This window comes from Viridibacillus arvi, assembly GCF_001274945.1.
In the GTDB taxonomy this organism is placed as follows: domain Bacteria; phylum Bacillota; class Bacilli; order Bacillales_A; family Planococcaceae; genus Viridibacillus; species Viridibacillus arvi.
The window spans coordinates 182103-201294 of record NZ_LILB01000007.1; the positions used below are offsets into that span (position 1 = coordinate 182103).

At 35.9% G+C, this 19192-nt stretch carries 18 protein-coding genes; 14 read left to right on the forward strand and 4 right to left on the reverse strand.

The genetic code is table 11. From position 1 onward, the window contains the following. Positions 1-29: 29 nt before the first annotated feature. The 4 genes from AMD00_RS23605 (at position 30) to AMD00_RS18335 (ending at position 4853) form a co-directional block, all read left to right on the forward strand. Positions 30-2069 carry a CotH kinase family protein gene (locus tag AMD00_RS23605; protein WP_053418484.1) on the forward strand — a complete coding sequence of 680 codons (2040 nt, stop codon included), beginning with the start codon at positions 30-32 and terminating at the stop codon, positions 2067-2069. Between the two features lie 819 nt (positions 2070-2888). Beyond that, a complete protein-coding gene (locus AMD00_RS18325; protein WP_053418485.1) occupies positions 2889-3494 on the forward strand; it encodes a class I SAM-dependent methyltransferase in 606 nt (201 codons plus the stop codon). Between the two features lie 141 nt (positions 3495-3635). Beyond that, positions 3636-4391 carry an SDR family NAD(P)-dependent oxidoreductase gene (locus tag AMD00_RS18330; protein ID WP_053418486.1) on the forward strand — a complete coding sequence of 252 codons (756 nt, stop codon included), beginning with the start codon at positions 3636-3638 and terminating at the stop codon, positions 4389-4391. Positions 4392-4418: 27 nt separating this feature from the next. Further along, positions 4419-4853: a MarR family winged helix-turn-helix transcriptional regulator gene (locus tag AMD00_RS18335; RefSeq protein ID WP_053418487.1), complete on the forward strand. Its 435-nt coding sequence runs from the start codon at positions 4419-4421 to the stop codon at positions 4851-4853. Between the two features lie 26 nt (positions 4854-4879). Here AMD00_RS18335 and AMD00_RS18340 read toward each other — a convergent pair whose 3' ends face one another. Next, the gene (locus AMD00_RS18340; RefSeq protein ID WP_053418488.1) at positions 4880-6298 is read right to left on the reverse strand and encodes a cryptochrome/photolyase family protein; all 1419 of its coding nucleotides are present in this window, start codon (positions 6296-6298) and stop codon (positions 4880-4882) included. 51 nt (positions 6299-6349) lie between these two features. Between AMD00_RS18340 and AMD00_RS18345 the strand changes: the two genes are divergently transcribed. Then, positions 6350-6799 carry a hypothetical protein gene (locus AMD00_RS18345; protein WP_157059300.1) on the forward strand — a complete coding sequence of 150 codons (450 nt, stop codon included), beginning with the start codon at positions 6350-6352 and terminating at the stop codon, positions 6797-6799. A gap of 6 nt (positions 6800-6805) precedes the next feature. On the opposite strand, the gene AMD00_RS18350 is transcribed toward AMD00_RS18345, so the two are convergent. Beyond that, positions 6806-7426, reverse strand: coding sequence for a TetR/AcrR family transcriptional regulator (locus AMD00_RS18350; protein WP_053418490.1), 621 nt, complete (start codon positions 7424-7426; stop codon positions 6806-6808). Positions 7427-7544: 118 nt separating this feature from the next. Between AMD00_RS18350 and AMD00_RS18355 the strand changes: the two genes are divergently transcribed. The 7 genes from AMD00_RS18355 to AMD00_RS18385 all read left to right on the forward strand — a co-directional run bounded on the left by AMD00_RS18355 (position 7545) and on the right by AMD00_RS18385 (position 15391). Then, positions 7545-9758: an MMPL family transporter gene (locus tag AMD00_RS18355; RefSeq protein ID WP_053418491.1), complete on the forward strand. Its 2214-nt coding sequence runs from the start codon at positions 7545-7547 to the stop codon at positions 9756-9758. Positions 9759-10088: 330 nt separating this feature from the next. Further along, a complete protein-coding gene (locus AMD00_RS18360; RefSeq protein WP_053418492.1) occupies positions 10089-11300 on the forward strand; it encodes an ABC transporter substrate-binding protein in 1212 nt (403 codons plus the stop codon). An 85-nt stretch (positions 11301-11385) separates the two neighbouring features. Continuing rightward, positions 11386-12261: a branched-chain amino acid ABC transporter permease gene (locus AMD00_RS18365; RefSeq protein WP_038178956.1), complete on the forward strand. Its 876-nt coding sequence runs from the start codon at positions 11386-11388 to the stop codon at positions 12259-12261. Between the two features lie 13 nt (positions 12262-12274). After that, entirely contained in the window at positions 12275-13225 is a 951-nt protein-coding gene (locus AMD00_RS18370; RefSeq protein WP_053418493.1) for a branched-chain amino acid ABC transporter permease, read from the forward strand. Next, a complete protein-coding gene (locus AMD00_RS18375) occupies positions 13215-13994 on the forward strand; it encodes an ABC transporter ATP-binding protein (RefSeq protein ID WP_053418494.1) in 780 nt (259 codons plus the stop codon). The genes AMD00_RS18370 and AMD00_RS18375 overlap by 11 nt, the downstream gene beginning before the upstream one ends. A 1-nt stretch (position 13995) precedes the next feature. Continuing rightward, entirely contained in the window at positions 13996-14703 is a 708-nt protein-coding gene (locus AMD00_RS18380) for an ABC transporter ATP-binding protein (protein WP_053418495.1), read from the forward strand. A 205-nt stretch (positions 14704-14908) separates the two neighbouring features. After that, positions 14909-15391 (forward strand): hypothetical protein, encoded by a 483-nt coding sequence (locus tag AMD00_RS18385; protein WP_053418496.1) that lies wholly within the window; start codon positions 14909-14911, stop codon positions 15389-15391. A 124-nt stretch (positions 15392-15515) separates the two neighbouring features. Here AMD00_RS18385 and AMD00_RS18390 read toward each other — a convergent pair whose 3' ends face one another. Together AMD00_RS18390 and rluF are read right to left on the reverse strand one after the other, a co-directional pair. Then, positions 15516-16235 (reverse strand): DUF6904 family protein, encoded by a 720-nt coding sequence (locus tag AMD00_RS18390; protein WP_053418497.1) that lies wholly within the window; start codon positions 16233-16235, stop codon positions 15516-15518. Between the two features lie 37 nt (positions 16236-16272). Beyond that, a complete protein-coding gene (gene rluF / locus AMD00_RS18395; protein WP_053418498.1) occupies positions 16273-16977 on the reverse strand; it encodes a 23S rRNA pseudouridine(2604) synthase RluF in 705 nt (234 codons plus the stop codon). 214 nt (positions 16978-17191) lie between these two features. On the opposite strand from rluF, the gene adh reads away from it, so the two are divergent. Next, positions 17192-18712, forward strand: coding sequence for an aldehyde dehydrogenase (gene adh, locus AMD00_RS18400; protein WP_053418499.1), 1521 nt, complete (start codon positions 17192-17194; stop codon positions 18710-18712). 18 nt (positions 18713-18730) lie between these two features. Next, entirely contained in the window at positions 18731-19093 is a 363-nt protein-coding gene (locus AMD00_RS18405) for a DUF779 domain-containing protein (RefSeq protein ID WP_053418500.1), read from the forward strand. Positions 19094-19192: the final 99 nt, after the last annotated feature.

Sequence of the window (19192 nt, forward strand, 5' to 3'; positions counted from 1 at the left end):
ACCATAAATCATCGTAAAGGAGTTACAGCATGATCAAAAATAGAGTAGTATACGGCATTCTCGCTGTACTCGTGATTGTGTTCATATGCGTTGTAGGAATCTTACCCAATCTTTCTTTGGATTCTAAGAATACAGAAACAACTTATACAAATAAGGTATTTAACAAAGATAAAGTAACAACGGTCGATCTTGAAATTTCTGAAAAGGATTGGCAAGACATGTTAGACAATCCACTGGATGAAGAAATTAAAGAAGCAAATGTTACTGTAAATGGTAAAACCCTTGAGCATGTCGGTATACGTACAAAAGGTAATTTGTCGTTGCGCGAGGTGGCAAGTGACGAAGATTCAGATCGATACAGCTTGAAAATCGACTTCGATTACTACAATGACGAGCAAAGTTTATATGGTTTGAAAAAACTGAATTTGAACAACAATTATAGTGATTCAACTCTAATGAGAGAATATCTTTCTTATCAGCTAATGGAAGAAATGGGCTTGCCAACTCCTTCATACTCATACATGTATGTAACGGTGAATGGTGAAGATAGAGGACTTTTCCTAGGCGTTGAACAAGTGGACGAAACTTTCTTAGCCAAAAATTTCTCAACAAATACCGGGTCATTATATAAACCAGATGGTGCAGGCAGTGATTTGAAATGGATTAGTGACAATATCGATGATTACACTGGTTTGAATGCAAAAACAAGTACAGATGATTCTGATGATGAAGCGATGATTAATTTCTTAAGTGCCATTAATAGTAAGGGTGCTAGTATAGAAGATACAGTTGATGTGGACAATATGTTGCGCTATTTTGCAACAAATACAGCACTAGTAAATCTAGATAGCTATCAAGGAAACATGAAGCATAACTATTACTTATATGAAGAAAAAGGCAAGTTATCCATTATACCTTGGGATTACAATATGAGCTTTGGAGGTTTTGGTGCAGGGGGAGGAGGTGGCAGCCGTGATAGATCCCAAGAAAACACTATCGAAAATACTGAAAAAGATTCTTTAGCTACTAAAGGTGATAGCGATCCTGAAACAACTTCAACTACTGAGGGTACTCCAGCAGACTCAACTAGTGATGAACAAGGGGATATGAATGGTATGCCAACACCCCCAGAAGGTACACAAGGCCAGCCACCAAGTGATGGTGGACAAATGCAGCCACCACAGGAAAATAACGTAGCAAGACCAAATCAGGAACCTACAAGTAATGAAGAACTAGAAGTATCAGCAGACGCTAAAATAGGAACTGAATCAAACAAAAAAGAGGTTGACGGAACATCAGATGCCACTAAGGATAAAAATATTATCGGAAAACGTGGAGGTATGGGAGCAGGGAATGGTCAGTTGATTTCTGATTCAAGTATCAATTTCAGTGTAACAACACCGGTCTCCGGGACGTCTATTGAAGAGCGTCCATTATTAAATGCTTTACTATCAAATGATGAATATCGTAAAAAATATGAAGAATATTTAAATGATATCGCTACTAAATATTTAACAGAGGATAAAATTGCCGTAGAAACAGCCAAAATCGCAAAATTAATCACGTCTTATGTTGAAAAAGATCCAACGAAATTTTACACAACAGAAGAATTTAAAGCTGCAGTAGCAGGCGACAATAGCTTACCTGAATTTGCAAAACAACGCTCACAATCAATCTTGAAGCAATTATCAGGTGATTTAGTTGTAGATTCATCCACCTCTACAGGTGATAAAGTGAATCAAAAAAATCAACTAAATACAAATGCTGATAAAGATTCTACCGCAAAAGCTAACACAGAAATCAAAGTAGAGGTTATGCCAAATCAACCTGACGGAGAAGGTTTTGATCCTAATAATATGCCTGAAAGAGGACAATGGGGAGGAGGACAACCTCCTAATGGTATGCAATGTGGTCGCGGAGGAGATGGTGGGAAGAATCCAGGCATACCTGAAAAAAATAATCAGCAAACAACGGGTTATTCAAGAGACACGATTATAGTAAGTTCTATAGCTGTTGGATGCCTAATTATAGCCACGATTTTCGTCTTCCTATTCAAACGTAGACGATAAAACGAACAAACGAATAACCACTGCCGGTACCTGATTGCCGGTGCTGGCAGTGAAACCCACCCAACTTACACTTTAGAAGAGACAAAAGGTTGCCAATTGATTGTTTAGCACATCAATCAATGGCAACCTTTTGTTATCTAAACAATATGGTACTGTTAACTATTTCAACGGATATTAGTTAAAATTCTTATATGTATGTCTTACTAATATTATTAATACACTAATGAGTTAGATTTTGTTAAAGTTAATCAAAAATAACTTGAAGAATAAAAAAAGAAGCTAGCTGTGTCGAGCAGCTAGCTTAAAAGAATGGTATTTTGTCGTTGAAACAATTAATGAGTGGAACTTATCCTTTAGATTTTGAAATTCAAAGTTCACTGCCCATTTAAGCATTTAATAAAAACGGATTGAAAAGAGTGAGTTAGAAAATGAATGAAAAAATCTAGCCTCCGTTGCTAGACCTTAAAGTCCATTAATAACTTCTCGAACAATTATTAGAAAGGTTGGATTCAAATCTGATCGATGTGAATTACGAAGTCGTTGCCTTAGGAAGTTGAATTCCAAGGTGAATTCGTTTGTAATGTACTTTTCCTCATTGAACGAACGGTTTCTTTAGCATAAAAACGAGTGACACTCATCAATTACGACACCACTACTAGTAATGATGGAAGCTCGTTTTTGCTAAACAAGTCGTTTTATTCACAAATCCTATGCCGTTTAATTATTATTAAATTGTGAGACTATTATAAAGGAAATTTATTAGATAATCAAAAGTTTTAATTTTAAAATATTTAATATTAAATAGAAGGTGCTAAAAATATGAATGACCAACAATTTGATCAGCATTTACATATTGAGACTACAGGCAATCAGTATGGCTATCCAACATTGACGCATTACCACCGTTATGAGCCTACGCCATACGCCGCACTAGACCAACTTTTTGAAAAATATAGTCTTGAAAGTACAGATTGTGTGGTGGATATGGGATGTGGTAAAGGACGTGTCCCTTTTTATGTACATCACCGCTTTCATACAAATGTTGTTGGGGTTGAAATGAATTCAACTTTTTATGAAAATGCTCTAACGAATAAAATTCAATATATGAAGAAATACAGTGTGAAAAATAATGCTATTGATTTCCAATGTGTGTTTGCACAAGACTATTTAGTTCAGCAGAAGGATAATGTGTTTTTCTTTTTTAATCCATTTTCAGTTCAAATATTTCGTAAAGTAGTAAACAATATATTACGCTCAGTTGAATTGGAGCCTCGTCAAATTAGCCTCATTTTATATTATCCATCAATAGATTATGTACAGTTTTTACAATATGAGACTAATTTTGAATTAGAGAATGAGATATTTCTCGAAGAAGTTTCTGTTCGTAATGTAAATGAGCGAATATTAGTGTTTAAAAATATGTGAATTATATCCATAAAAAGTTACCGTAAAGACTTATATAGTATAACTTTTATGAATCAATAGGTTTTTAAAAGAAGAACTTTCATTTCACTAATAAATATTTTAGTGTTAAACTATACTCATGAATAAAAGGAGTTGTGATTAATGGGAAAATTAGATGAAAAAGTAGTAATTATTACCGGCGGAGCTGGCGGTATCGGTGGCGGTATGGCAAAAGCAATGGTTAAAGAAGGCGCAATCGTTGCAATCGTTGACTTAAACGAAGAAGCTGGAGAAGCAATGGCTAAAGAATTACAAGAAATTTCTCCGAAATCATCATTTATCCAAGCTAACCTTATGGATCGTGATAATTTAGGTAATATCGTGAAGACAGTGGCTGAAAAATATGGTAAAATTGATGTCTTAGTAAACAATGCTCATGCATCAAAACAAGTATCTATTGAGGAAACAACTCAAGCAGATCTTGATCTATCATTTGGTACTGGTTTCTACGCAACATTCTATTTAATGCAAGCTGCACTTCCATACTTGAAGGAAACAAAAGGTAATGTTATTAACTTTGCTTCAGGTGCTGGTTTAGCTGGACATGAAACACAAGGTGTATATGCTGCAGCAAAAGAAGCGATTCGTGGTATTACACGTGTAGCTGCTAACGAATGGGGCCGTTTTGGTATCAACGTTAACATAATTGGACCGCTTGCAAATTCTCAAGGTGTAGAAGCTTGGGCAAAAGCTCAACCAGAATATTATGAAGCAGTTAAAAACAAAATTCCTTTGGGACGTTTTGGTGATGTTGAAAATGATATCGGTCGCGTAGCGGTATTCTTAGCTTCTGAGGATTCTCAATATATTACTGGTCAAACAATTATGGCTGATGGTGGATCAATAATGCTTAGATAAGTTTTTCTGCAATCAGGGGAGGACAAATTGAGAGACACGAATATTTTTAAACTTATACATGCAGTTGAATTAGTTAACAATGCTAATATCATTCGATTTTCACAAATGTTTCCACATAATATAGGGATATCACCTATATTAGCTCTGAGTGAGTTAAAAATAAACGGGGCACAAAAACAGACTGTTTTAGCAGATAAGCTTGGTTATACTCCAGGTGCTATGACAAATATTGCAACTAAACTAGTGAAAAATGGCTTTGCAGAACGTCAATATAATGCTAATGACCGTCGTCATGTTTTATTAGCTATTACAGAAATGGGAAGTAAAGTGTTAATTGATGCCCAGTCAAAGGGACATGATTTAGCAATGGAACTTTTCAGTGTATTAAGTGAGGAAGAGGTCGATCAATATTTGGCCATCCAAAATAAATTGTTGAAAAATGTAGCAAAAGAAGAGTTATAATAAAAAGCTTAGTTCTCTCATGGGAACTAAGCTTTTTTTATGAGATTATAAGCTTGTAATGCACGTTTTCTTGCAAAATTATGTTCAACAATAGGAAAAGGATAGTCTTTACCTAATTCTAAATGTGCTAATGCTAATATTTCCTGGGAGGCTTCCCATGGTTTATGAATAAATTTTTGGGGAAGATTCTTCAATTCGGGTATCCATTGACGAACGTAATCGCCATTTGGATCAAAACGTTTCCCTTGTGCAACTGGGTTAAAGATACGGAAAAAGGGGGCAGAATCAATGCCACAGCCAGTTGTCCATTGCCAGCCCATAGCATTATTGGCGACATCAAAATCGATTAGCTTTTGCGTGAACCATTTAGATCCCTCTGTCCAGGGAACAAGTAAATGTTTAACCAAGAATGAAGCAACTACCATTCGCACTCGATTATGCATATAGCCTGTCGCTAGCAATTCCCGCATACCAGCATCCACTAATGGATACCCAGTTTGTCCCAACTTCCATTTGTTGAAATCACTTGATGAACCTTCCCATGGAAAAGTGTTATATGCTTCTCTCAATGGCTTTATAGGCATAGTAGGAAAGTGGATTAGCTGGTCATATGCAAAATCGCGCCAAACCAGTTGTCTTAAAAACGTTTCAGTAGATGGACCTTGTATTTCGTGGGATTGAATAGAATGCCAAATCGACTTCACACTAATATTCCCCCATACTAAATAAGGGGATAGAAGTGAAGTAGCCTGTGCGCTAGGGAAATCTTTATAGCGTTCATATTTATTAAGTCCATATTCTAGAAACTCTGTCCAATGACTAATCGCTTCTTGTTCCCCAATTTCCCAATGTTGATCTAGCCTAGATTCTAAGCTGTTAGTTGATAATAACTGTAGTTCATGTATTTCTAATGATGCAGGTAATGTAGCTAGAGTAGAAGTCATCTTCGGAATGGCATAAGGAGTGGAGACATGTTCTTGCATAGTTCTCTTCCAGTAAGAAGTGAATACTTTATACGGTTCATGGTTTTTATTTAAAATGTTGAATTGTTGATAGAGAAGATTACCGTGAAATGATTGTACTTCAATTTTGGACTTAGAAAGTTGTATTTCAATCTCAAATAAGGATTGCACCATGAAAGGTTCGTAGCATCTATTATAAAAAACCGCATCAGCAGAAGTTTCTTTTATAAGCTGCAATAATTCTTTTTGGATATTTCCTTTACGTATAATAAGAGGTATTCCTTTTGCTGCTAAATTTTGTCTCAGTGAAATTAATGATTGATGAAGTGACCACTTTGCAGCAATACTATCCGCATATTCGAATTCTTGCTCAGATGGCCAAATAAAAACAGGTATTATACATCCTTGTTGAGCAGCTTCAAAAAGTGCGGCATGATCGTGTATTCTTAAATCTTTTCTGAACCAAACGATTATTTTTTTCATAGTAATACCTCCATTTATAGTCCAGTAAACAATTAGAGAAGGATGATGGTAGTGAGAAAAAGGGATTTCGTTATAAAGAGTATTATTGCAGGTACTATCGCAGGTCTTTTCCTAGGTTTCTTTTTTAAATATGTTGAAGTCACATTCAATATAAGAGTGTACACATTGTTGTTGAATATTGATTTTATTCCTATTTTCGGAAATTATCATTATCCGGAAATTGTGGAGTTTCTATTGCATCTACTTATTTCCATTGGGTTATCGGCTGTTATGGTATACATAATTTACTTTAAAAAATATTTAAAAAGACATCAATTAATTGTAGTAATTTTAACATCGGTATTAATCGCTTTAGTGTATTTTCCAACTACAGTACTATCTAATAGAACACCTGCCCTTACCTCGGTCGATGCATTAGCTGTGTGGATAGTTGGTCACCTTTTATTTGGTATAGTATTAGCTAGTCTTTATTTAATAATGTTCAAAAATAAAAAGATTTAGGTGTTTTTATTGAACACCTAAACCTCTAAGATAAAAATCAACAATTTGCTTTGTCGCCTCATCAATGGAAGGAAATATGGATTGTGATTGTGCATCTCGGTAATTTCCTACGTTTAATAAAGACATGAAGGAGTGTGTGGCGAATTTAGGGTCGAACTTTGGAATTTCACCATTGTTCATAGCTTCTATTAATACATATTCCACTGCATTATACATTTGCTCTTCAGATTCCTTCATCGTTTGTAGCTGTTGATCGGATAAATGCGTCTTGGCGTCTCGCATAAAGCTTCCCATATCTATATCAATTGTTGCAGATAGCTGAATTTTGACAAGCTGATATAATCTTTCTTTTAAAGGCGCATCTGTTGCTAAAATTTGTGAAATACTCAAAGCGATTCGCTGCATCATATGCACCATAGCATCTGTAAATAAATCGGCTTTCGTGGAGTAATAATAATAAACAGTCGCTTTTGTAATGTCACATTCTTTGGCTACATCATCCATGGAAACAATTTTATAGCCGTGTTGAATGAATAATTTTGTTGCTGTATCTAAAATAATCGTTTTTGTTGGTTTTGTCGTTTGGTTTTGACGAGGTCTCCCAAGGCTACGTGATTTCTGCCTCACTTGAACGCCTCCTACTTGGTTATTTTACGTATATTATAGCATATTAGGTGAAACTACTTGAAAAATTAACTAACCAGTATATATAATAAAAATAAATGTATTAGGAAGGTGGTAAAGCGTGAAAAAACATCCATTAGAAGCATGGGGAGAATTAGTTGGAGGAAAGAAGTCACGTTGGATTGCACTCATAACGTGGGTATTGCTCGTAACGGTTTTATCATTCATGTGGCCACAAGTAAACAGTATTGAAAATGATTCAGCTGAAAATGTTCCAGCTGATGCAATGTCTCAACAAGCTGCTAAGTTAATTGATCAAGAGTTTTCCGATGACTCGGGTAATCCACTATTAGTTGTATGGCATAGAGATGGGAAATTATCGGAAGAAGATTATTCAACTATTCAAAATGTATATAAGAAATTAGCTGATAACCCATTAGAGCAGCAAACAGTATTACCTCCATTGGGTAAGTTACCACCTCAAGCCTTAGCTGCAAGTGCATCTGAAAATGGTACAACAATTGTAACGCCTATTTTCTTTAATAAAGATGCTATTACAGATGATCTTGAAAAAAGCACAGATGAATTTAAAAAACTTGTAAAAGAAGAATTAGGGAAAGACCCATTTGCTGCAAAATTAGGTAGCGATGAGTTGCAACTACGTCTATCAGGACCAGTTGGAATTCAAATTGATGCAGTTAGTTTGTTCTCTTCAGCAGATATTAAACTAATGATTGCAACAGTATTACTTGTTTTAGTCCTACTTATTTTGTTATACAGATCACCGCTGTTAGCAATAATCCCACTTATTATCGTTGGATTTGCTTACGGGATTATTAGTCCCTCATTAGGTTTCTTTGCAGAGCAAGGATGGATTAGTAAAGATGCCCAGGCAGTATCAATTATGACCGTTCTACTCTTTGGGGCAGGAACAGATTATTGTTTATTTTTAATATCAAAATATCGTGAAATTTTACTAGATGAAGAAGATAAGTACAAAGCGATGAAACTTGCTATTAGAGATTCAGGCGGCGCTATTGCAATGAGTGCTTTGACAGTTGTTATTGGTCTAGGAACGCTTGGACTCGCACATTATGGTTCTTTTCAAAGATTCGCAGTACCATTTAGTTTTGCAATATTAGTGATGGGAGTTGCGTCACTAACGTTATTACCAGCATTGCTTGTTTTATTTGGACGTGTAGCATTTTATCCGTTTGTTCCACGTACCGTAGATATGGAAAAAGCTAGAGCTAAGCGAAAAAATAAACCTTATAAAGAACCGAAACAACAGCATAAATTTAGCCGTAAAGTGGGTCGTTTAGTAACGCATAGACCTTGGCTTGTTATTACAGCAACTGTAATTTTACTTGGGGGCTTAGCTGCTTTCGTACCTCGTGTACAATTTACTTTCGATATTCTTTCTTCATTCCCAGAAGAGATGGAATCACGAGAAGGATTTAAGCTTATTTCAGACAATTTTTCTCCTGGAGAACTTGCTCCAGTGAAGGTAATTGTTGATACAAAAGGTAAGGATGTAAATTTACAAAAAAATCTTGCAAAATTAGATTATATAGACGATGTAAGTGAAGTACGTCAAGGCAGTAATAATAAAGATATTCAGTTGTATGAATTAACACTATCGGATAATCCGTATTCTGCTGAATCATTAGAGCATATTCCTGATTTGAAGAAGGAAGTTAATTTGTTATTAAAAGAAGCTGATATAGAGAATGCCACAAATAGTTTTTGGATTGGTGGCGAAACTGCCACTCAATATGATACAAAAACGACGATTGCCCGAGATGAATCTGTTATTATGCCGACAATGATTGCTATCATAGCGTTACTATTATTAGTGTATTTGCGCTCAATTACAGCAACCGTTTATCTATTAGGTACTGTTGTTCTTTCATTTTTGGGTGCATTGGGTGCAGGGTGGTTAGTGTTGCATTATGGTTTTGGAGCAGAAGCAATTCAAGGATCCATTCCACTGTATTCATTCGTATTCTTAGTCGCATTAGGTGAAGATTATAATATTTTCATGGTATCAGAGATATGGAAGAAACGACGAACTCATAGCCACAAGGATGCAGTAGCCGATGGTGTTGTCCATACGAGTAGTGTCATTACCTCGGCAGGACTAATTTTAGCTGGAACTTTTGCTGTATTAGCAACATTGCCAATTCAAGTGCTTGTACAATTTGGAGTTGTGACGGCAATCGGTATTTTGTTAGATACATTTATAGTTCGTCCATTACTAGTACCAGCATTAACAACTGTTTCTGGACGCTTCGCATTTTGGCCAGGAAAATTATCAAAAAAAGAAAATAGCTAATTTTAATAAAGAAACCTCGAGGGATTTTATATTTCTCGAGGTTTCTTTATTAGTATGAAATGACATAAATATACTATTTGAAAAGGATAATAGTATATAAATAGTATGAATTAATAATATCAACATAATATATAAGAATATTTTAAATAAACTGAAAAATAATATAGACGCAATTGGGAAGATGTTTTAATATATTGAATGTACTTCTAAATATGTAAAAAACTGATGATATATTAAAAATTATTTTACTGTATTGCTTATAGTAATCTAATTGTTTATAATTATCAGAAATATCTAAAAATATAGTATTATACTTAAAGGGGGATTCATATGATATCAAAAAACAAGCTAAAAAGATTTGCTTCAGTATTTCTAGCTTCTTCATTGATCATCGGTGCTTTAGCAGGCTGTGGTGCAAAAGATGGTGCAACTAGTGGCGGTAGTAGTAGCGGTGGGAAAGACAGTGATGTAATTAAAATTGGTATGAACTTAGAGCTATCAGGTGGCGTAGCATCTTACGGTTCAGGTGTTGCAGCAGGGGCTGAATTAGCAATTGCTGAGATTAATGAGGCAGGCGGTATTGATGGTAAACAAATTAAACCTGTTAAAATTGATAACAAATCAGATGCAGCTGAAGCAACATCAGCAGCAATTAAATTAGCAACTCAAGAAAAAGTAGTGGCACAAATTGGTTCCGCAACATCGGGTAATACAGTAGCGGCAGTGCAAATTGCAAATAAAAATAAAATGCCTATTATTGGACCATCTGCTACATCTACGACTGTAACAGTAAACGAAGATGGATCTGTTAATGATTATGCATTCCGTACGTGCTTCATTGACCCATTCCAAGGGAAAATTGCAGCAAATTTTGCAACAAACACTTTAAAGCTTAAGAATGTAGCAATTTATGCTGATAGTTCTAGTGACTATGCAAAAGGCTTAGCTAAATCATTTAAAGAAACAGTTGAAGCTAATGGCGGTAAAGTAGTGGCTGAAGAAGCATATATCGCAAAAGATACAGATTTCAAATCTATATTGACTCGTTTAAAATCTAAAAAACCAGAATTCATTTATATTCCTGGTTACTATGAAGAAGTTGGTTTGATTGTAAAACAAGCTCGTGAAGCAGGTATTGATGTGCCTCTTATGGGTGGCGATGGTTGGGATTCACCAAAAATGGTTGAGTTAGCAGGTAAAGATGCATTAAATAATACATTCTTTACTAACCATTATTCTTCTGAAGATCCAGATGAAAAGATTCAAAAATTCGTATCAGCATTTAAAGCGGAAAATAAAGATAAAGCACCAGATGCGTTTAACGCTCTTGGTTATGACACTGTGTATTGGTTAAAAGATGCTATAGAACGTGCAGGATCGACAGATGGTGAAGCAGTTCAAAAAGCTTTAGCGGCTACAAAAGATCTGCCATTAGTAACTGGTACATTCTCAGTTGATGAAAATCACCATCCAGTGAAAACAGCAACAGTTCTTGAATTTAAAGACGGTAAACAAGTGTTCAACTCTAAAGTTAATCCTTAATGATTTTCTAACAGAAAGGGGAGGCACTGACCTCCCTTTTCGCGTTTTAACTTACCCGATGCGGGTTTAAAAGGAGTGAGATTTTATGGAATGGGTGCAACAACTAGTAAACGGTATTTCACTCGGTAGTATTTATGCACTTATCGCATTAGGTTATACGATGGTTTACGGTATTATCAAGCTAATTAACTTTGCACATGGTGATGTATTTATGATAGGTGCATTTATCGGATTTTATGCAATATCAGGGTGGGGCTTAGGTTTCTTCCCAGCATTGCTTTTAGCGATGGTAGTCTGTGCGATTTTCGGGGTACTCATTGAGCGTATTGCGTATAAAAGGCTTCGGAATGCTACGAGAATAGCTGCTTTAATCACAGCAATCGGTGTGTCATTATTAATTGAATACAGTGTAATTTATTTCCGAGGAGCTCAACCAGAAGCGTATCCAGATGTCTTATCAAAAAGTACTTTCAATTTTTTAGGTGCACAGATCAGTGCTCAGTCTATTATGATTTTGTCAGTCTCTTTAAGTTTAATGATTATACTACAATTTATTGTACATAAAACGAAAATTGGTAAGGCGATGCGTGCAGTATCACATGATGTAGAGGCGGCCCGCTTAATGGGTATCAATGTAGATAATACAATCTCTGCGACCTTTGCTATTGGCTCAGCTTTAGCTGGAGCAGCAGGTGTGATTTTCGGGGTATATTATACGAAAATTGACCCATTAATGGGGGTTATTCCAGGGGTTAAAGCTTTCGTAGCTGCAGTGCTGGGTGGAATTGGCATTATTCCAGGTGCAATGGCTGGTGGTATGGTTCTAGGCGTTGTAGAGTCAATTGTTAGTGCCTTAGGTTTCTCTTTATGGCGAGATGCCGCGGCATTTGTCATTTTAATCTTAATTTTAATCTTTAGACCGTCGGGTATCTTTGGTAAAAACACCCGTGAGAAAGTGTAGGTGAGTGGTACTTATGAAAAAGTCTAAAGTATTTTGGCTATATGCAATCATTGCTCTTATTGTTTACGCTATTGTTCAATTCATGATTACTAGTGATCAATTGGATATGTATTACTCGAATTTATTGATCACGATTGCCATTAATATCATTTTGGCTGTAAGTTTGCATCTAGTCATAGGGATTACGGGACAATTCTCGATTGGTCATGCGGGATTCTTAGCAGTAGGTGCTTACATTTCGGCAATTTGTACAATGCATTTTGACCTACCATTCCCAGTTGCATTATTTATTGGGGCAGTTGTTGCGGCACTTGCAGGATTAGTTGTTGGTATTCCATCTTTACGATTGAAAGGTGACTATTTAGCAATTGCTACGCTTGGTTTTGCTGAAATCATTAGAATTATTTTCCTAAATACGGATTATGTTGGTGGCGCAGCAGGCATGCAGATTACACAAATGACTACTTGGACTTATGCATTCTTTGGTGTTTTCATTACAGTCATCATCATTGCAAATTTTACAAAGTCTAGGCATGGTCGTGCTTGCATAGCTGTACGTGAAGACGAGATTGCAGCAGATGCTATGGGGATTAACACAACCTATTATAAAGTTGTTGCCTTTGCGTTAGGTTCATTCTTTGCGGGTCTTGCAGGTGGTTTGTTCTCACATAACTTCTATATCATTCAACCTTCGCAATTCGGCTTTTTAAAATCTTTTGATATTTTAATTTATGTTGTATTAGGTGGGTTAGGGAGTTTGTCAGGTGCAATTATTGCAGCGATACTTTTGACAGTTGTCTCAATGTATCTAACAGAGTTCCCGGAAACACGTATGATTATTTATAGTTTAGTATTAATTATCGTAATGCTTTATCGTCCATCAGGTTTGATGGGGACAAAAGAAATTACAGACTATTTTAAATTGGGTAAGCGTTCTAAAGGAGGTAATCTAGATGACCAATAACCTTCTTCTGAAAGTAGAAAATGTCGGTATTCAATTTGGTGGATTAAAGGCAGTGCAAGGATTGAATCTAGAGCTATTTCAGGGCGAATTAATTGGTTTAATTGGACCAAATGGTGCCGGTAAAACAACGAGCTTTAATATGCTAACAGGTGTGTATAAACCTACTGAAGGTGAAATTTTATTTGATGGTAAACGGACAAATAATATGTCACCACACCAAGTAACAAAAAGTGGTGTCAGTCGTACATTCCAAAATATTCGTCTATTTAAAGAATTATCAGTATTAGATAATGTTAAAGTAGCAAATCATTCGTTAGCGAAGCACTCCATTTTCAGTTCAGTATTTCGTTTACCAAGCTTCTTTTCTGGAGAAGCCAAAATGGAAGAAGTATCGATCGAATTCTTGAAAATATTTGGTCTAGATAAATACAAAGATGAATTATCAAAAAACTTACCGTATGGAATGCAACGTCGTCTTGAAATTGCACGTGCACTAGCCGCTGGCCCAAAACTACTGCTGCTTGATGAACCTGCAGCTGGTATGAATCCACAAGAAACGAAGGACTTGATGGACTTAATAGCATTAATCCGAAAGAGATTCGATTTGACTATTTTACTAATTGAGCATGATATGGGATTGGTAATGGGTATTTGTGAACGAATTTATGTATTGGATCATGGTCAATTAATAGCGGATGGTACCCCCGAAGAAATTCGCAACAACCCAAAGGTTATTGAAGCTTACCTTGGTGAGGAGGTTACAGAATAATATGCTTAAAGTGAATGACATCAATGTATTTTACGGTAATATTCAAGCATTAAAAGGCGTCTCCTTAGAGGTAAATGAAGGTGAGATAGTAACATTAATTGGTGCCAATGGAGCAGGTAAAAGTACGTTATTAAAAACTTTATCTGGTCTGTTAAAACCTAAGCAGGGAACAATTGAGTATTTAGGTTCCTCTATTGCAGGGAAGCAAGCACAATCTATTGTTAAGGCCGGTATTTCACATGTGCCTGAAGGGCGTCGTGTATTTGCAAATATGACAGTTGAAGAAAATTTGGAGCTGGGTGCCTATTTACGTAAAGATAAAGATGGTATAGCAAAGGACTTACAACGAGTTTTTGAGCTATTCCCTCGTTTGCTAGAACGCCGTAAGCAACAGTCAGGTACTTTATCTGGCGGTGAGCAACAAATGCTCGCAATGGGTCGCGCAATTATGGCAAAACCAAAGTTATTATTGCTTGATGAGCCATCAATGGGTCTTGCGCCTCTTATGGTAAAAACAATTTTTAGTATTGTAAAGGAAATAAATAAAGAAGGTACTACAATATTACTTGTAGAACAAAATGCACATATGGCATTATCTGTTGCGGATCGCGCTTATGTTATTGAGACTGGGAGAGTAGTGTTATCCGGAACAGCAAAAGAACTGAAGGAAACTGAACAAGTTAAGGCAGCATATCTAGGTGGTTTGTAAAAGATGTGTCTCAACTTTAATTTATAAAAAAATAGAAACACCTTCGGAGCGAGTACGTAAACAATACGTACAACTAATCGAAGGTGTTTTATCTAATGCAAAAATATAAAATTAATAGGAATAGGGTCTTATAGCAGGTCTATACTTTAGCAAAATCTATAAACCATAAAGTGATAAATAGCTATTAAGTCTGGAGTGAACACTAATGATTAAGATAACCATATTGGATAATGACGAATCATTTATAGATATCCATGATGGAGAAGTGCACTGGTCGAATCTATTTGAATTTAATGCTATTCTCACGTTTGCTTATGGGGATAATGGTAAGTGTGAATTTGAAACGATGCACCATTTTATGTTAATAGAAAGTATGTGCGAAGGAATTCTAAATTTACTATTGCAACAGAAGCAATCCAGCTATTCTGATTTTGGGAAGACCTCTGATAATAAGTTAGCTTTCAAAATCAAAAATCATGATGTAAATATTACTGTTCATCCCCCAAAGGGTGAAAATACTTTAGCTAAAACAACTCCAAAAGTTTTGGCTTTAGATTTTTTAAGAGTATTAAAAAATCTAAAGAAACTTTATTTATCCTATAGAATGGATGATTTGTGTGATACTGAGCTGAAAGCGCTCGATCATTATTTTTATTCCATCTCCAAAGCGTTAAATAAAATAAGCTAATGAATAAGGCTACTATTGAATTTAGTAGCCTTACGTATTTTTCGAACAAGCTAAGTACATAGAGCTTTGTTTGTTGGGGACTGGAGAATGAATTCTGTGCAATTTACGCCTTCCAAATGTTAAATTACCATTTAATTTCTTTAGGGTATTTTAAGGGTATCTTCATTTTATGAATGGGGCTTTTGGTAATGCTGGCTGTTTCTAGTAATTGTTTTTTTAATACGAGGTATTCAGTGTCTTCAAATGCAATTTTATAAGCAAAAGTTAATAAATTTGCTTGTCTTTCTTCTGGTGCCATCTCGATGAACTTCAGGTTTAAGAGGTCTATATATTGAACAGCATATTCTACTATAGATGTTTGATGGACTTGAAGCATATTAATGAAAAGTTTGAAATCACTGGGATCCATTGAATTTTTTAGACAGTCGATTACATTGGCTTGGAATTTCCGAATGGTAGTCATATGTAGATTCCACCCATGACCATTGTTATGTTCTTGCTGTAATCGGTATAATTCATTTAGAGCGATTGTTGTGAAAAGTAACTCTGGCCACAATACTTCCACTGATAGATATACATTTTGTTCGGGAACAATGACATTCTGCGACTTTATAATGTCTTTTTGCATTCCATTTTTGACGAACTCGATATTATGCTTACCTTGAGCAGCAAGCCGTATATCGTAGCATACACCTAAAACCCTAATGCAAACGCCTTCATAGGAAGATTGTAGATCGTCAAGAGTCGTGATGTGGTGCAGTGCATGGACAAGCTCTTCGAAGTCCCAAAAGTCGCCACTAATGCGGGCACCAGTCAAATTTTCTGTACTCTTGATTGAAATCATTGTCTAGCCCTCCCAAATATCTATCATTTTCATTAAATTAATTTTTAGGTTTATAATTCAGTAAACGAAATAGCTCCGAGCTTTCTTTATCAGTTAGGTCACGCCATTCACCGACACGTAGGCCATCTAGTTCGATATTCATAATACGAATACGTTGTAGGCTTGTTACGGCATAGCCCAAAGAGGAACACATTCTACGGATTTGGCGGTTCAAACCTTGCGTTAAAATGATTTTAAACGTATTGCTAGATAACTTCTCAACTTTACAGGGTAAAGTAGTAGTATCTAAAATATCTACGCCTTCAGCCATTCTCTTTAAGAAGTGAGTAGTGATAGGTTGATCCACTTTAACAATATATTCTTTTTCATGTTTGTTTTCAGAACGTAATATCTCATTTACAATATCGCCATCATTTGTTAATAATATAAGTCCTTCTGAATCTTTATCTAAGCGACCTATATGGAAAATTCGTAGTGGGTGATTGACGAAGTCTACAATATTTCCTTTAATATGTTTTTCTGTTGTACTTGTTATACCAACTGGTTTGTTTAATTTAATATAGACAAATTGATTTTGTTTACCGACTGGTTTACCGTCTACACACACTTTATCCCCGTCTTCTACTTGGCTCCCTAAAGTTGCTGGTTCACCATTAATCGTTACTTTACCGTCTGCTATCCATTTGTCAGCTCCGCGTCTTGAAACTATTCCTGCTTCGCTTAAATACTTATTTATACGCATAATCTTCCACCTTTTTTTGAGTAATATAATTATACATGATAGCATAAATTCTTTTCAGAAAAATTGAGCTATACAAGTTGTAATTTATTCTGAAATAAGGGAATATAGTAATTGTAGACAACCACTTGAATAATAGAATATATATTTAAAAAATGTAAATGTAAGCGTATTCTATGTGGGCGGTTTTAAATTATTGCAAAAGGGGAGATAAATAATGATTTATTCTAATCCAAATACTGAAGGTGCTTTAGTCAACTTTAAAGAGCAATATGAAAACTTTATCGGAGGCGAATGGGTAGCACCAGTAAATGGTCAATATTTTGAGAATGTATCACCAGTAACAGGGCAAGTGTTTACAAAAGTAGCACGCTCAACTTCTGAAGATATTGAACTTGCATTAGACGCGGCACATGCAGCAAAAGATAGTTGGGGGACTACTTCTGTTACTGAACGTGCACGTATCCTAAATAAAATCGCTGATCGTATAGAAGAAAACCTTGAACTTTTAGCTGTAGCTGAGAGTTGGGATAATGGTAAAGCTGTACGTGAAACACTAAATGCCGATTTACCATTAGCAATTGATCACTTCAGATATTTCGCCGGTGCTATCCGAGCTCAAGAAGGTTCAATTAGTCAAATTGATAATGACACAGTAGCATATCATTTCCATGAGCCAATCGGTGTTGTGGGGCAAATTATCCCTTGGAATTTCCCTATACTAATGGGTGTTTGGAAGATGGCCCCTGCATTAGCGGCAGGAAACTGTATCGTTTTAAAACCAGCTGAGCAAACACCAACATCAATCCTTGTATTATTAGAGTTAATCCAAGATTTATTACCAGCAGGCGTATTAAACGTTGTTAATGGATTTGGTTTAGAAGCAGGTAAACCACTTGCTACAAGTACACGAATTGGTAAAATTGCTTTTACTGGTGAAACGACTACTGGTCGTTTAATTATGCAATATGCAACACAAAATTTAATTCCTGTTACTCTTGAGCTTGGTGGTAAATCACCAAATATTTTCTTTGAAGATGTAATGGATCAAGATGATGCATTTTTAGATAAAGCGGTTGAAGGTTTTGTTATGTTTGCCCTAAACCAAGGTGAAGTATGTACATGTCCTTCACGCGCTTTAATCCAAGAGTCTATTTATGATAGATTCATAGAAAAAGCATTAAAACGTGTTGCTGAGATTAAGATTGGTAATCCTCTTGATACCGATGTCATGATGGGCGCTCAAGCTTCTCAAGAGCAACTTGAGAAAATCCTTTCATACATTGATATTGGTAAGCAAGAAGGTGCAGAGTGCTTAATCGGTGGCGGACAAAACGAACTTGATGGTGAACTTGCAACTGGTTATTACGTAAAACCAACTGTCTTTAAAGGAAATAACAAAATGCGCATTTTCCAAGAAGAAATTTTTGGACCGGTACTTTCAGTGACAACTTTCAAAGACAAAGCAGAGGCGCTTGAAATTGCAAATGATACTCTATATGGACTAGGTGCAGGTGTTTGGTCCCGTGATATGAATACGGCTTATCGCATGGGTCGTGGAATCCAAGCAGGTCGTGTTTGGACAAACACATATCACCAATACCCAGCACATGCTGCATTTGGTGGTTATAAATTATCTGGTATTGGCCGTGAAAATCACAAAATGATGCTAGATCATTACCAACAAACTAAAAACTTACTAGTTAGTTACGCTGAAGGCGCACAAGGATTCTTCTAAGAAAGGTGTGTTCGGAACATGGTAGTACGTGTTATCGCAACAGATGAGGCGTTAGCGTTAATCGACTTGCTTAAAAGTAAACATGGACCTATCATGTTCCACCAATCAGGTGGATGCTGTGATGGTTCCTCACCGATGTGCTATGCAGATGGAGATTTGATCCTAGGAGATGTCGATGTACTTCTTGGTTTAATAGGAGAAGTTCCTTTCTATATGCACGAAAGCCAATATGATTATTGGAAGCATACTCAGCTTATTATTGATGTTGTGAATGGGCGTGGAGGCATGTTTTCCCTTGAAGGTGTTGAAGGTAAACGTTTTTTAACACGTTCGCGAGCGTTTACTGAAGAAGAATATACAGAAGTGAAAAAGCTTTTATAAAAGAAAAGGGTCTCTAGCTACTGGGACTGACCCCAAATGTATAGACAAATAAAAAAAGCATCTTCGATTGAATTCGGGTTTAGATACCTAAAATTCAAT